Origin of the sequence: Microbacterium sp. KR10-403, from assembly GCF_040196215.1 — a bacterium.
Lineage (GTDB): Bacteria > Actinomycetota > Actinomycetes > Actinomycetales > Microbacteriaceae > Microbacterium.
Genome location: NZ_JBEGDC010000002.1, coordinates 1 through 14,126, shown reverse-complemented (window position 1 = coordinate 14,126; position 14,126 = coordinate 1). Strand labels below are relative to the sequence as shown.

Annotated in this window: 12 protein-coding genes; 10 read left to right on the top strand and 2 right to left on the bottom strand. The window is 69.9% G+C overall.

Annotated features, from left to right (window positions below; genetic code table 11):
- The first annotated feature begins 6 nt into the window (after nt 1–6).
- The 8 genes from ABMQ42_RS03815 (at nt 7) to ABMQ42_RS03780 (ending at nt 8,403) form a co-directional block, all read left to right on the top strand.
- On the top strand, nt 7–747 hold the full coding sequence (locus ABMQ42_RS03815; RefSeq protein WP_349721533.1) for a dienelactone hydrolase family protein: 741 nt from the start codon (nt 7–9) through the stop codon (nt 745–747).
- A 222-nt stretch (nt 748–969) separates the two neighbouring features.
- Nucleotides 970–2,013, top strand: coding sequence for an N-acetyl-gamma-glutamyl-phosphate reductase (gene argC, locus ABMQ42_RS03810; protein ID WP_349721532.1), 1,044 nt, complete (start codon nt 970–972; stop codon nt 2,011–2,013).
- Complete coding sequence (gene argJ, locus ABMQ42_RS03805; RefSeq protein WP_349721531.1) at nt 2,010–3,167, top strand: bifunctional glutamate N-acetyltransferase/amino-acid acetyltransferase ArgJ; 1,158 nt, start codon at nt 2,010–2,012, stop codon at nt 3,165–3,167. The genes argC and argJ overlap by 4 nt, the downstream gene beginning before the upstream one ends.
- Complete coding sequence (argB, locus tag ABMQ42_RS03800; protein WP_349721530.1) at nt 3,164–4,069, top strand: acetylglutamate kinase; 906 nt, start codon at nt 3,164–3,166, stop codon at nt 4,067–4,069. The genes argJ and argB overlap by 4 nt, the downstream gene beginning before the upstream one ends.
- Nucleotides 4,066–5,259 carry an acetylornithine transaminase gene (locus tag ABMQ42_RS03795; protein WP_349721529.1) on the top strand — a complete coding sequence of 398 codons (1,194 nt, stop codon included), beginning with the start codon at nt 4,066–4,068 and terminating at the stop codon, nt 5,257–5,259. Before argB ends, ABMQ42_RS03795 begins: the two co-directional genes overlap by 4 nt.
- Nucleotides 5,256–6,203 (top strand): ornithine carbamoyltransferase, encoded by a 948-nt coding sequence (gene argF, locus ABMQ42_RS03790; RefSeq protein ID WP_349721528.1) that lies wholly within the window; start codon nt 5,256–5,258, stop codon nt 6,201–6,203. Before ABMQ42_RS03795 ends, argF begins: the two co-directional genes overlap by 4 nt.
- Nucleotides 6,200–7,639, top strand: a complete 1,440-nt coding sequence (argH, locus tag ABMQ42_RS03785) for an argininosuccinate lyase (RefSeq protein WP_349721527.1) — start codon at nt 6,200–6,202, stop codon at nt 7,637–7,639. Before argF ends, argH begins: the two co-directional genes overlap by 4 nt.
- Before the next feature lie 110 nt (nt 7,640–7,749).
- The gene (locus ABMQ42_RS03780; protein WP_349721526.1) at nt 7,750–8,403 is read left to right on the top strand and encodes a SatD family protein; all 654 of its coding nucleotides are present in this window, start codon (nt 7,750–7,752) and stop codon (nt 8,401–8,403) included.
- Nucleotides 8,404–8,405: 2 nt separating this feature from the next.
- Here the strand turns inward: ABMQ42_RS03780 and ABMQ42_RS03775 are convergent, their stop codons facing one another.
- Nucleotides 8,406–9,002 (bottom strand): hypothetical protein, encoded by a 597-nt coding sequence (locus ABMQ42_RS03775; RefSeq protein WP_349721525.1) that lies wholly within the window; start codon nt 9,000–9,002, stop codon nt 8,406–8,408.
- A 93-nt stretch (nt 9,003–9,095) separates the two neighbouring features.
- The gene (locus ABMQ42_RS03770; protein ID WP_349721523.1) at nt 9,096–11,468 is read right to left on the bottom strand and encodes a thioester domain-containing protein; all 2,373 of its coding nucleotides are present in this window, start codon (nt 11,466–11,468) and stop codon (nt 9,096–9,098) included.
- A gap of 175 nt (nt 11,469–11,643) precedes the next feature.
- Here ABMQ42_RS03770 and tyrS point away from each other — a divergent pair, with 175 nt between their 5' ends.
- Nucleotides 11,644–12,948 (top strand): tyrosine--tRNA ligase, encoded by a 1,305-nt coding sequence (tyrS, locus tag ABMQ42_RS03765; protein ID WP_349721521.1) that lies wholly within the window; start codon nt 11,644–11,646, stop codon nt 12,946–12,948.
- 3 nt (nt 12,949–12,951) lie between these two features.
- Nucleotides 12,952–13,743 carry a DUF4184 family protein gene (locus ABMQ42_RS03760; protein WP_349721519.1) on the top strand — a complete coding sequence of 264 codons (792 nt, stop codon included), beginning with the start codon at nt 12,952–12,954 and terminating at the stop codon, nt 13,741–13,743.
- The last annotated feature ends 383 nt before the right edge of the window (nt 13,744–14,126 follow it).

The window sequence follows — 14,126 nt, the reverse complement described above, 5'->3', positions numbered from 1 at the left end:
GAGAGCATGCCCGAGACGCTGACGCTCACCGCCCCCGACGGGGCCACCTTCGATGCCCATGTCGCCCGTCCCGCGGGCGAGCCTCGCGGAGGCCTCGTCGTCATCCACGAGATCTGGGGGCTCACCGACCACATCCGCGCCGTCGCCGACCGGTTCGCCGGCGAGGGCTACGTCGTGATCGCGCCCGACATCCTCAGTCACGTGGGCGTGGCGCCGGCGATGGGACAGGAGCTGTTCGCGCTCATGAACTCTGCCGACGAGGCCATGCGCACCGCGGCACAGCCGCGCATGCGCGAGGCGCTCGCTGAAGCGCGTGCTCCCGAGTACGCGGCCTGGGCCGTCGGGGCCCTGACCGCGGCGGTCGACTGGCTCGACGAGCAGCCCGGTGTCGACGGGCGCATCGGAACCGTGGGCTTCTGCTTCGGGGGCACCTACGCGTTCCTTCTGGGAGCGGCCGACGACCGTGTCCGAGCGATCGTGCCGTTCTACGGCACGGCCCCCGACGCGTCCCGCATCCAGAGCATCCAGGGGGCAGTGCTGGCCCTCTACGGCGGCAAGGACGCGGCGCTGATGGACGCGCTGCCCGCCGTCCGTCAGGAGATGACCGCCGCCGGCGTGGACTTCACCCCGGTGGTGTACGACCGGGCTGAGCACGCGTTCTTCAACGACACCGGCCGGCGGTACGACGAGGATGCGGCCGCCGACGCCTGGGAGCGTGCGACGGCATTCCTCGCTCTTCATCTGTGACGTTCGATTTGCGGATGCCGCGCCCCGGCGGCTATCGTCGGGCCATGCCTTCGGCCGCGAACCTCGAGCAGCTCCGTGTGAGCCTCGGTTGCGCGCGTCGACGTCTGGGCGACCGCCGACTCTAGGCGACGCCGTCATCCGTCCTCGCGGGCGGACGAGGGAGTCGCCGTCATCGGTCCGTGCCGGCTCAGTTCCGGCGATCCTGGAAACTAAGGTAGAAGAATGACCTATTCGGTCGCCGTCTCCGGCGCATCCGGCTATGCCGGGGGAGAGATCCTCCGCATCCTCTCCGCACACCCCGACATCGAGATCCGCACGGTGACGGCGCACTCGAACGCCGGTCAACCGCTCGTCCAGCACCAGCCGCACCTGCGGTCGCTCGCGCACCTGGTGCTGCAGGACACGACGCCCGAGATCCTCTCCGGCCACGACATCGTCTTCCTCGCGCTGCCGCACGGGCAGTCCGGTCAATACACCGACGCGCTCACCGACGTGGGCCTGGTGATCGATGCGGGAGCCGACCACCGCCTCGTCTCGCAGGCCGACTGGGACGGCTTCTACGGCGGTGTCTTCCATGAGCCGTGGGCGTACGGCGTTCCCGAGCTTCCCGTGGCGGCAGGCAAGCAGCGCGCGAACATCGTGGGCGCGACGCGCATCGCCGCCCCCGGCTGCAACGCCTCGACGGTCGCGCTGTCGCTCGCCCCCGGGGTCGCCGCAGGCGTCATCGATGCGACCGATCTCGTGGCGGTCCTCGCCGTCGGCCCGTCCGGCGCCGGCAAGAGCCTGAAGCCGCATCTGCTGGGCGCCGAGATCCTCGGGTCGGCAAATCCCTATGCGGTCGGCGGTGTGCACCGGCACATCCCCGAGATCGCGCAGTCGCTGCGGGCGGCCGGCGCCGCCGAGGTGCACCTGTCGTTCACCCCGGTGATCGTGCCCATGGCCCGTGGGATCCTGGCCACCAGCTCTGCGCCGATCACGCCCGGTGCGACCGATGCCGAGATCCGCGGCGCGTGGGAGCGGGCGTACGCCGACGAGACGTTCGTGCAGCTGCTGCCGGAGGGCGACTACCCGCGGACGGCCGACGTCATCGGCGCCAACACGGCGCTGATGGGCCTGCACATCGACCGCGATGTGAACCGCGTCACCGTCGTCACCGCCGTCGACAACCTCGTCAAGGGCACGGCGGGTGCCGCCGTGCAGTCCATGAACATCGCGCTGGGCCTCGAAGAGGGCCGCGCACTCACCGTGAACGGAGTCGCCCCGTGACCGTCACCGCAGCGAAGGGGTTCGAGGCGGCCGGCGTCGTCGCGGGCCTGAAGTCCACCGGCAAGCCCGATGTCGCGATCGTCGTCAATCGCGGTCCCGCCAAGGTGGGGGCAGCGGTGTTCACGAGCAACCGCGCGAAGGCCAACCCGATCCTCTGGTCGCAGCAGGCGATCGGCGACGGCGTCGTCGAGGCCGTCGTGCTCAACTCGGGCGGGGCGAACTGCTTCACCGGCACGTTCGGCTTCCAGACCACGCACCAGACCGCCGAGAAGGCAGCCGATCTCTTGGGCGTCAGCGCCGGCGACATCATCGTCTGCTCGACCGGGCTCATCGGATCCGGCGACGAGGTGTTCCGCGCCAAGGTCCTGGACGGTGTCGAGAAGGGCGTCGCGGCGCTCTCGGTCGACGGCGGCGAGGAGGCGGCATCCGCCATCATGACCACCGACACCGTCAGCAAGACCGCCGTCCGCACCCGAGACGGATGGACGATGGGCGGCATGGCGAAGGGGGCCGGGATGCTGGCGCCCGGCCTTGCCACGATGCTCGTGGTCATCACGACCGACGCGGTGCTCGACGCCGCGCAGGCCGACGCCGCGCTGCGGGCGGCCACCGGAGTGAGCTTCGACCGGCTCGACTCCGACGGCTGCATGTCGACCAACGACCAGGTGACGCTGCTGGCATCGGGGGCGTCCGGGGTGACGCCCGACCTCGCGGCGTTCACCGCCGAGCTGACCGACCTGTGCAACGAACTCGCCCGCAAGCTGCAGGGCGACGCCGAGGGTGCGAGCCACGACATCACGATCGAGGTGCGGCATGCGGCATCCGAGTCTGAGGCCGTCGAGGTGGGCCGGTCGGTCGCGCGCAACAACCTGTTCAAGGCGGCGATCTTCGGCAACGACCCGAACTGGGGGCGCGTGCTGGCGGCGATCGGCACCACGCAGGCCGCCTTCGACCCCTATGACACCGACGTGTGGATGAACGGGGTGCGGGTGTGTACCGAGGGCGGCCCCGACGCGCCCCGCGAAGAGGTCGATCTGACCCCGCGCGCGACGCACCTGGTCATCGACCTGAAGTCGGGCGAGGCCACCGCCACGATCCTCACGAACGACCTCACCCACGACTACGTCCACGAGAACAGCGCGTACTCCTCATGAGCGAGATCGACCTGCAGCAGACCGACCCCGCCGAGGCGTCGGCCAAGGCGCTGACCCTCATCGAGTCGCTGCCCTGGCTGCGGCGCTTCCGCGATCAGGTCATCGTCATCAAATACGGCGGAAACGCCATGGTCTCCGAAGATCTGCAAGACGCGTTCGCCGCCGACATCGCGTATCTGCGCTACGTCGGGGTGCAGCCGGTCGTCGTGCACGGCGGCGGTCCGCAGATCTCGTCCATGCTCGACCGTCTCGCGATCCCGAGCGAGTTCAAGGGCGGCTATCGGGTCACCTCGACCGAGGCGATCTCCGTCGTCCGCATGGTGCTGACCGGCCAGATCAACCCGCAGCTGGTCGCCAAGATCAACGCGCACGGGCCGATCGCGACCGGGCTCTCCGGCGAGGACGCGGGGCTGTTCGGCGGCCGTCGCCGCGGCGTCGTCATCGACGGGGTCGAGCACGACCTCGGGCGAGTGGGCGACGTCGTGCAGGTCGACCCGCAGCCGATCCTCGACCATCTCGCCGCCGGGCGCATCCCCGTCGTCTCGTCGATCGCTCCCGATCTCGACAACCCGGGGCACTCGTTGAACGTGAACGCGGATGCCGCGGCCGCCGCCCTCGCGATCGCGCTGCAGGCCACGAAGCTCGTGGTCCTCACCGACGTTGCGGGCCTGTACGCCGACTGGCCGAACCGCGACTCTCTCGTGTCGCATCTGACCGCGCCCGAACTGCGCGAGATGCTGCCGCGCCTCGAGTCGGGCATGATCCCGAAGATGCGCGCGTGCCTGGACGCGGTCGAGGCCGGCGTCGACACCGCGGCCATCATCGACGGACGGGTGCCGCACTCGGTGCTCGTCGAACTTTTCACCCAGAAGGGCATCGGCACGGAGGTGGTCGCACAATGACGACGTGGCAGGATGAGGCATCCCGCGATCTGCTCAACCTCGGCGGGCGGCTGGCGCTGCTCGTCCGCGGCGAGGGATCGCACGTATGGGATGCCGACGGCACCCGCTATCTCGACTTCCTCGGCGGCATCGCCGTGAACGCACTCGGACACGCGCATCCCGTGTTCGTCGACGCCATCGCCGCGCAGGCGGCGACGCTCGCGCACGTGTCGAACTACTTCGCCACGCCCCAGCAGCTCGCGCTGGCCGCACGGCTCAAGCGGCTGGCGGGCGCCGGCGAGGGTGGTCACGTGTTCTTCGCGAACTCCGGGTCCGAGGCCAACGAGACCGCCATCAAGCTCGCACGCCTGCACGCGCACAAGACCGGCACGCGCACGATCGTGAGCCTGAACGGCGCCTTCCATGGGCGCACGATGGGCTCGCTGTCGCTCACGCCCAAGCCGGCATATCAGGACCCGTTCCGTCCCCTGTTGCCCGACGTGGCGCACATCGACCCGACGATCGAGGCGCTCGAAGCCGGGATCGACGACACCGTCGCGGCCCTCATCGTCGAGCCCATCCAGGGCGAGGCCGGTGTGGTCCCGCTGCCCGAAGGATTCCTGAAGCGCGCGCGCGAGCTGACCCGCGCGCACGGCGCGCTGCTGATCGTCGACGAGGTGCAGACCGGCGTCGGCCGCACCGGGGAGTGGTTCGCCTTCCAGCGCGAGGGCATCGTGCCCGACGCGATGAGCCTGGCCAAGGGCATCGCCGCCGGCTTCCCGCTGGGAGCGCTGGTCACCTTCGGCGACAACGACCTCTTCTACCCGGGCACGCACAACTCGACCTTCGGCGGCAACCCGCTGGCCACCGCCGTGGGCAGCGCCGTGCTCGCCGAGATCGAAGACGCAGGGCTGCTGCAGAACGTCACCGAGCGCGGCGCCCAGCTGCGCGCGGCCGTCGCGTCGCTGCCGCTGGTCACCGGCACCCGCGGTGCGGGCCTGCTGATCGGCATCACGCTGTCGGCGCCCGTCGCAGCCGAGGTGCGGGATGCCGCGCAGCGGCGCGGCCTCATCGTCAACGCGCCGACGGCCGATGTGATCCGCATCGCGCCCGCCTACACGATCGGCGATGCCGAGGTCGACGAATTCACCACCCTGTTCTCCGCCGCGCTCGCCGAAGTCGCGGCATCCGATGCGAAGGACGACGCATGACCCGCCACCTGCTCCGTGACGACGATCTGACCCCGGCCGAGCAGGCCGAGATCCTCGACCTCGCGGTCGAGCTGAAGAAGGACCGCTGGGCCAACAAGGCTCTGTCGGGTCCGCAGACGGTCGCGGTGATCTTCGACAAGTCGTCCACCCGCACTCGGGTCTCCTTCGCGGTCGGGATCGCCGACCTCGGCGGCTCGCCGCTGATCATCTCCACCGCCAACAGCCAGCTCGGCGGCAAGGAGACCCCGTCCGATACGGCACGTGTGCTCGAGCGCCAGGTGGCGGCCATCGTGTGGCGCACCTACGCGCAGGCCGGGCTGGAGGAGATGGCACGCAACACCCGCGTGCCGGTCGTGAACGCCCTCAGCGACGACTTCCACCCCTGCCAGCTGCTGGCCGATCTGCTCACGATCCGCGAGCACAAGGGTGAGCTGAAGGGCCTGACCCTCGCCTTCTTCGGCGACGGCACCTCGAACATGGGCCACTCCTACGTGCTCGCCGGCGTCACCGCCGGAATGCACGTGCGCGTGGCCTCGCCGGTCGCGTACGCGCCGCGCGAAGACGTCGTCGCCGACGCCGACCGCCGTGCGGCCGAGACGGGCGGTTCGATCACGCTGTACACCGACCCCAATGAGGCCGCGGCCGGCGCCGACATCATCGTCACCGACACGTGGGTCTCGATGGGCAAGGAGGAGGAGAAGCTCGAACGCATCCGCGACCTGGGCGGCTACAAGGTCACCACCGAGATGATGACGCTGGCCAAGAGCGACGCGATCTTCATCCACTGCCTGCCGGCAGACCGCGGCTACGAGGTCGACGCCGAGGTCATCGACGGCCCGCAGTCGGTCGTCTGGGACGAGGCCGAGAACCGGCTGCACGCGCAGAAGGCGCTGCTGGTCTGGCTGCTTCGACAGAACGGCAGCTCGCGGGAGGACGCCGCGTGAGCGAGCAGCAGGGTGCACACGCGCACGGCACCAATGAGGGCGCGCTCTGGGGCGCGCGGTTCGCCTCCGGTCCTTCGCCGGAGCTCGCGGCGCTGAGCAAGTCCACGCACTTCGACTGGGCGCTGGCCCCGTACGACATCGCCGGCTCCCGCGCGCACGCGGTGGCTCTGCACGCGGCCGGCTACCTCGACGACGCACAGCTGGCGGGTATGCGGGAGGCGCTCGATCGACTGGAGGCCGACGTCGCGACGGGCGCGTTCGTCGCCGCCGACAGCGACGAGGACGTGCACGGGGCCCTGGAACGGGGACTCATCGAGCGCGCCGGCGCCGACCTGGGCGGGCGTCTGCGCGCCGGGCGCAGCCGGAACGACCAGATCGCCACCCTCGTGCGGCTGTATCTGCTCGATCACGCGAAGACCGTGGCCCACGGCATCCTGCGCCTCATCGACGCCATCGTGTCGCAGGCCGAGGCGAACCCCGAAGCCATCATGCCGGGTCGTACGCATCTGCAGCACGCGCAGCCCATCCTGCTCGCGCACCATCTGCAGGCGCACGGCTGGCCGCTCGTGCGCGACCTCGAGCGGCTGCGCGACTGGGCCGCGCGCGCACAGGTGAGCCCGTATGGCGGGGGAGCGCTCGCCGGCTCCAGTCTGGGGCTCGACCCGGCGCTGGTCGCCCGCGAGCTGGGCCTGGACCGTCCGTCCGAGAACTCGCTCGACGGCACGGCCGCGCGCGATGTCGTCGCCGAGTTCGCGTTCATCTCCGCACAGATCGGCATCGACCTCTCGCGGTTCGCGGAGGACGTGATCCTCTGGAACACGCGCGAGTTCGGCTTCGTCACGCTCGACGACGGTTACTCGACCGGCTCGAGCATCATGCCGCAGAAGAAGAACCCCGACATCGCCGAGCTCGCGCGCGGCAAGGCGGGGCGCGTGGTCGGCAACCTCGCAGGGCTCCTGACCACTCTCAAGGGCCTGCCGATCGCCTACAACCGTGATCTGCAGGAGGACAAGGAGCCGGTGTTCGACTCCGTGGACACCCTCGAACTGCTGCTGCCGGCATTCGCCGGGATGGTCGCCACCATGCGGTTCGACACCGCGCGCATGGCGCAGCTCGCGCCGGAGGGCTTCTCGCTCGCGACCGACGTCGCTGATTGGCTCGTGCGCCAGGGCGTGCCGTTCCGCGACGCGCACGAGGTCTCGGGGGCGCTCGTGCGCGCCTGTGAGCAGCGGGGGATCGGACTGCAGGATGCCTCGGACGAGCTGCTTGCCGAGGTATCGCCGCATCTGACGCCTGCGGTGCGCGATGTGCTCACGATCGAGGGGTCGGTCGCGAGCCGTGATGGCGTGGGCGGCACCGCACCGGTGCGCGTCGCGGAGCAGCGCGCCGAGCTGGTGGCGCGGGCGCAGTCGGCGGCGCACACGCTGGGGCTGTGACCCGCCTGCTGCCGTGAGCGGAGTCGCGCACGGCGGGTGTGGCAACTTATGATTCACGTTCGATAAGTCAGCAACTTATTATTTGCAAATATAAGTGATATGCTCATCGCATGGCTGTCGCAGTGATCGTGGACATCGTCGGCTCCCGACGCATCGCCGACCGCGCGTCGGCGCAGCGGGCGATCGACGGTGTCCTGCAGCGGCTCGTCGAAGACGGGCCGCCGGTCGATGTGCCGCTGCACCCCATCGTCGGCGATGAGATGCAGGGCGTCTATCCACGCCGGGATGCCGCATTGCTGGCGACCCTGCTGGTCCAGCTCGCACTGCCCGACGGCATCGAGTGCCGGTTCGGCATCGGTCTGGGCGAGGCGGGTGAGATCCCGTCCGCGTCCGGGGGGATCTCCGAGGGCACCGCCTGGTGGGCGGCGCGGGCCGCTGTCGAGGACGTGGAGGCCCTGGCGGCCCGGACCGTTCCGTCGGCGCGCACACGGGTGGCGCGCTGGTCGACGGTCGCGGGCTCATCCGACGCCGCGTCGGAGGGCGGCGATGATCTGCGGATGGTCAACGCCTATCTTCTCGCCCGCGATCATCTGGTCACACAGATGAGCGAGCGTACGCGGCGGCTCACATACGGACGCTGCATGGGGGCGACCCAGCGCTCGCTCGCCGAGGCCGAGGGCATCACGCAATCGGCCGTGTCACAGGCGCTCACATCGTCGGGGGCGAACGCCGTCGTCGAAGGCTTCCGCGCGCTCCGCGGCTGAGCTCACCACACGGCCAGGCGCAGCAGGGCGCCGACCGCGCATGCCCAGACGAGGCTGGCGAGCGTGCCGATGATGAAGCGCTCGCGGGTCTCGGGCTCGCCCAGTTCGGAGAACCGCCCGATGCCCTTGACGGCCACGACGACGGCGATGGCCTCGGGGTATCCGACGACGATCGCGACGACGGCCGCGAGTCGCTCGAGATAGCCGATCACCGTGCCGCCGCGCATCAGGGTGCGGGGAGCCTCGGTCGCGGCATCCTGCTCATCTGCGACGACCACGATTCCGCCGTCCTCGGTCTCGCGCACACGCGAACCGGCGGCGATCTCGAGCAGTCGCCGTGCGACCGGGTTGCCGCCGAGGACGGCGACGGCGATGCCCAGAGCGCTGAGGATGACCCCCATGATCGCCGGCACGTTCACCGGCGCGATGGCGACGATCACCAGGCCCAGGACGACGAGGATGCCGGCCACCAGCAGCGGCGCCGTGGAAGGGTGCCGCAGCGAGACGACGATCAGCACGAGCGCCGCACACAGCGCGAGGAACAGGAAGATCGACAGCGCCGCGGTCAGCAGCACATCCGCACCCGGGAAGAACGCCATGCCCGCCAGTCTGGCATGCGGGGCGCCGCAGACACGGGTGACGCCGCCGACCGGGGGATCGGTCGGCGGCGTCCCGTGGGATGACGCTCGGGGTCAGCTCAGACGGCGACGCAGCGCGAGCAGCACACCCCCTGCCACCAGCGCACCGACGGCGATGCCGATCGGAAGGGGGAGCCCGGCGGCGTCGAACCCGGTCACGGGCAGCTCCACATCCTGTGTGCCGGGATCATCCGTGCCGGTGCTCACCGGCGTGTAGGTGTTCGTGATGTCGAACGCCGCAGTGCCGTCGGCGGTGACCACCTGGGTGCCGAGCCCCGTGACCGCCACGCTCACGGCCGCGTTGGCGCCCATGATCGGCTCGGTCACGGTGACCACCGTGCCCACGGGCAGGCCGTCGATGACGGTCGCGACCGGCTTGGTCGTCCCGGCGGGGATGAGGATCGTGCGATCCAGACCCGTGTCGGAGGTGACCCGCAGCAGCACGTCGTCCTGCTGGCCGGCCCCGGGGCCGGCGATCGTCTTGTTGACGACGACGGATCCGATCCGGGTGTAGGTGTTGGTCACGTCGAAGGCGACGGGCTCGCTGCTCGTGATCGTCTGGGTGCCCATTCCGGTCACCTGCACGCTCACCGCATCGCTGTCGCCCCTGGTGGGCTCGGTGACCGTGACGACCGTGCCGACGGGCAGATCGTCGAACGTCGTGTTCACGGCATCCTTCGCGCCGGCCGCGATCGAGATCGTCTCGTCGAGGACCGTCTCGCCCTCGTGCACGCCCGTCACCTGCAGCTCGATGGTGCCCTGCAGGCCCGCACCGTCGCCCGCGATCGTCTTGTCGACGACCACGACGCCGTTGTGTGCGTAGGTGTTGGTGACGTGGATGACGGCGGTCTCGGACTGCGAGACGGCCACGGGCTCGCCCTCGGTGACCTCGACCGAGACGGCATCGGTGGCGCCGTCGGCGGTCTCGGTGACGGTGACGACCGTGCCCACGGGCAGTCCGTCGAGGGCGGTGCTGCTCGTGCCGGTCGTCCCGGCGGGGATGGTGACGGTCTCATCGAGGACGGTCTCGTCGTCGTACACACCGACGACGTGCAGAGAGACGACGTCCTGGTAGCCGGCAGCCGAGCCCGCGATGGTCTTGTCGATGACGACGGAGCCGATCGGAGAGTAGGTGTTGGTGATCGCCATCGTGGCGCCGTCCTCGGTCACCTCGACCGGCCGCAGGCCCGTCGTGTCCACGGTGACGGAGCTGTTCGCTCCGGTCGCCGTCTCGGTGACGGTGACGACGGTGCCGACCGGCAGGCCCTCGTAGGTGGTGCTGGTCGTGTCGGTCGTCCCGGCGGGGATGGTGATGGTCTCGTTCAGGACGGTCTGCCCGTCGAACACGCCCTTCACTGCGAGCAGGACGTCGCTCTGCTGGCCCGCGCCGTCCCCGGCGATCGCCTTGTCGACGGTCACCGACCCGAGCTGGGTGAACTCGGCCGTGGCCTCCGCCGCCGTGGTCAGCGTGCTGTTCCTGCTGAGAATGAGCTTCTGGCCCTTGTCGACGCCCGACACGTTCTGGCTGTAGACATAGGCGCTGCCGCCCGGCACGGTGGCCGTGCCGGTGACGTGCAGCCGGGCACTGGCGGTGCCCTGCTCGGCGCGCAGCCAGATCTGCTGGCCGCTGCGGACGGTGCCGCCCTCGGCGATCGCGTTCGCGCCGGCGGCGTCGGCGAACATCGAGACGCCCTGCGCACTGACGGTGATCGCCTCGGCGCTCTCGCCGGTCACCGTGTAGGGTCCGACGAGCTGGCCGACCACGCCGGTGGCGGTCGTCGGCGAGATGGTGAGATCGGGTCCGGTGGGCTCGGCGAGGGGGCCGTCGACGAGTGCCTTGTCGACGATCTGTGCGGTCAGCGAGCGGATCGGCTCGTTCGGCGACAGCACGTAGCCGTCGGTGAAGAACCAGATGGCCGCTTGCACGGCGGCCGCGCGCGCGTTCACATCGCCGCCGGCTTCGGGAAGGTCTGTGTTGGGGTAGGACTCCGCCAGGATGCGGGCGACGTAACCGGTGTAGGGCACACTCGCGTCATTCCAACTGCCCTGCACGTACCCGTATCCGGGTGCGGTCGAGGTGCGGATGTCGATGCAGTACATCAGGAGCGTCTGAGCGCCCGATGCCGTGCCATCGGCGGTGATGATGCCGGCGAAGGGCTGGTTCATCGTGGTGAACCCGGCAGGGATCTCATCCGGGTACCCCTGTGTCGGATCGTAGGTGGTGTCAGCGGGGGCGATCGAGCCCTGGACGCCCTGTCCGGCGGCTGTGCCCGTCATGATCAACTCGCTGTCCACGTCGTTGGCGGGCGCGTCCACGCCGCCTCCCGTGGGTACGGCGACGGCGGCCGTTCCGGTCGTGAGAAGCCCCGCTGTGAGCAGCGTGGCCAGAAGGCCCCTGAGAGATCGGGCCTTCCGTGTGGTGCGCATGATGTCCTCCGTGTTCCGCGCCTGCTGTAAGGGACAGCGTCCCTGGCCGACCATGTGGTCTGACCACAGACCTATTCAACCACAGTGGTCAGACCACAGGGCGGAGAATTCGGCGTCGCCACCGCTGTTCGCCCACGGCGAAATCGTGGCGATCGGCGCTGATACTCTGAACGGCGTGTCAACACCCGCTCTGAGCGCCCTCGCGCCGGCCAACGACCCGACGTTCGACAACGTCTGGGACGAACTGGTCTGGCGCGGCCTGGTGCATGTCTCCACGGACCAAGAGGCGTTGCGCGCCGTGCTGGGCGGGGATCCGATCACCTATTACTGCGGGTTCGACCCGACGGCGCCGAGTCTGCACCTGGGCAACCTCGTGCAGCTCCTGCTGCTGCGCCGCCTGCAGTTGGCGGGGCACAAGCCGCTCGGGCTCGTGGGCGGTTCGACCGGGCTCATCGGAGACCCGCGGCCCACCGCTGAGCGCACACTGAACACTCGCGAGACGGTTCAGGAGTGGGTGGGAAAGCTCCGCGCCCAGGTGGAGCGCTACCTGAGTTTCGAGGGCGGGAACGCCGCGCGCCTGGTCAACAACCTCGACTGGACGGCGCCGCTGTCGGCGATCGACTTCCTCCGCGAGATCGGCAAGCACTACCGCGTCGGGACGATGCTGAAGAAGGACGCGGTGAGCGCCCGGCTCAACTCCGATGCCGGCATCAGCTACACCGAGTTCAGCTACCAGATCCTGCAGGGACTCGACTACCTCGAGTTGTTCCGGCAGTACGGCTGCGTGCTGCAGACCGGCGGGTCCGACCAGTGGGGCAACCTCACCAGCGGCGTCGATCTCATCCACCGCGTCGAGGGCGCGTCCGTGCATGCCATCGGCACGCCGCTGATCACGAACAGCGACGGCACGAAGTTCGGCAAGAGCGAAGGCAATGCGATCTGGCTCGACGCCGACATGTGCAGCCCGTACCGGATGTACCAGTTCTGGCTGAACACCGATGACGCCGACGTCGTCGACCGTCTCAAGGTCTTCACCTTCCTCACCCGTGCCGAGATCGAGGAGTACGCGCGTCTCGTCGAGGCGGAGCCCTTCCGCCGCGAGGCGCAGAAGCGGCTGGCCGCCGAGGTCGTCACGATCGTGCACGGGCTGGATGCCGCGACCGCCGTCGCCGCTGCGTCCGAGGCGCTGTTCGGCAAGGGTGATCTGACGTCCCTCGACCCGAGGGTGCTGCGCAGCGCACTGGAAGAGCTTCCGCACACGGAGGCGTCGATCGAGACGACCGTCGTCGAGGCGCTCGTCGGCACCGGGCTCGTCACCAGCCTGAGCGAGGGCCGACGTGCGATCGCCCAGGGGGGCGTGTCGCTCGACGGCGTCCGGGTGGACGACGAGGGCGCCCTGATCACCGGCGCGCTGCCGGGACGCGTGTCGGTCCTGCGCCGCGGCAAGAAGACGCTGGCCGGGGTGTTCGTCACGGCCTGAGCCATGCCGTTCACGCCCAGCCATGCGATCGTCGCGCTGCCGTTCGCGCGCACGCCGCTGGCGCCGGCGGCCGTCGCGGTGGGCGCGATGACGCCTGACCTGCCGCTGTTCCTGCGCGGCACGGCGGTCGACTACGGCTGGACTCACGATCCGGCCTGGCTACCGGCGACCGTGCTGCTCGCAGCGGCGCTCCTGCTGCTGTGGCGCTGCGTGCTCCGACCTGCCGCCCGCGAGCTCGTGCCGGCCTTCATCGCGCGCAGGCTTCCGGGGGAGTGGGATGCCGGTGCCGCCGCATCCGCGTGGGAGACGTGTGCGCGCCGAGGCGCGGCGAGGGCGTCGGTCGTCGGCATCCTGCTGCTGGTCGCCGCGCTCGCGATCGGCGTCGCGTCGCATCTCGCCTGGGATGCGTTCAGCCACGAGGGCCGACTCGGGGTTCAGGTGCTGCCGGCGCTCGACGCCGCCTGGGGTCCGCTCCCGGGCTACAAGTGGATCCAGCACGGCTCGAGCCTCGTCGGCCTTGCCGTACTCGCCGTGTGGGCGGCGATCTGGTGGCGGCGCACTCCGCCGGCGACGCTCTGCCGCGTGACGGCCGAGTGGATGCCGTGGGCATGGCTGCTCGCGCTGCCGATCACACTTGCGATGGCATGGGTGATCGGACTGGCGGTCCACGGGCCGTTGACTCCGTCGTTCACGGTGGCGCATCTCGCCTATCGCGTGCTGCCCCCGGCCTGCGCGATCTGGGGTGTCGCGACCGTGCTGCTGGCGGTAGGCGTGCAGCTGCGACGCCGGCGCTGAAACGACGTTTTGCCCTGTGACCAGCGCGACACGCCCGGGGTGCAGCACCGATTGGCCCGATCGGCCGATCGGTGCGTAAAGTATTACTTGTTCGCCCCAAAGGGAAGAGCGAAGCGGCCGGAAGGCCTCCGCCCCCTCAAGCAGCGAACCACCCCCATCGCCTTCATTCCGCGGTGTCAGAGCCGTCGGGGTGGTGATAGGATGGGAACTCCCGATCGAAGAGGTCGGCGTGTCGGATAGACAAGCCGCTCGGGTCGGGTATGATTGTGAAGTTGCCCTGCGCGATGGTCTTGGTTGGCCGGGTTGTGGGTGCGTCCGATCCTTGAGAACTCAACAGCGTGCACTTGTCAAATGCCAAATAACCTCGTCCTGGCCTTCGGGCT

Bases quoted from the DNA above. Each gene is read 5' to 3' on its own strand.
- ABMQ42_RS03775 (WP_349721525.1), bottom strand. From the start codon at position 9,002: ATGGCGTTCTTCCCGGGTGCGGATGTGCTGCTGACCGCGGCGCTGTCG.
- argF (WP_349721528.1), top strand. From the start codon at position 5,256: ATGACCCGCCACCTGCTCCGTGACGACGATCTGACCCCGGCCGAGCAG.
- ABMQ42_RS03795 (WP_349721529.1), top strand. From the start codon at position 4,066: ATGACGACGTGGCAGGATGAGGCATCCCGCGATCTGCTCAACCTCGGC.
- argB (WP_349721530.1), top strand. From the start codon at position 3,164: ATGAGCGAGATCGACCTGCAGCAGACCGACCCCGCCGAGGCGTCGGCC.
- ABMQ42_RS03815 (WP_349721533.1), top strand. From the start codon at position 7: ATGCCCGAGACGCTGACGCTCACCGCCCCCGACGGGGCCACCTTCGAT.
- argC (WP_349721532.1), top strand. From the start codon at position 970: ATGACCTATTCGGTCGCCGTCTCCGGCGCATCCGGCTATGCCGGGGGA.
- ABMQ42_RS03770 (WP_349721523.1), bottom strand. From the start codon at position 11,468: ATGCGCACCACACGGAAGGCCCGATCTCTCAGGGGCCTTCTGGCCACG.
- ABMQ42_RS03760 (WP_349721519.1), top strand. From the start codon at position 12,952: ATGCCGTTCACGCCCAGCCATGCGATCGTCGCGCTGCCGTTCGCGCGC.
- ABMQ42_RS03780 (WP_349721526.1), top strand. From the start codon at position 7,750: ATGGCTGTCGCAGTGATCGTGGACATCGTCGGCTCCCGACGCATCGCC.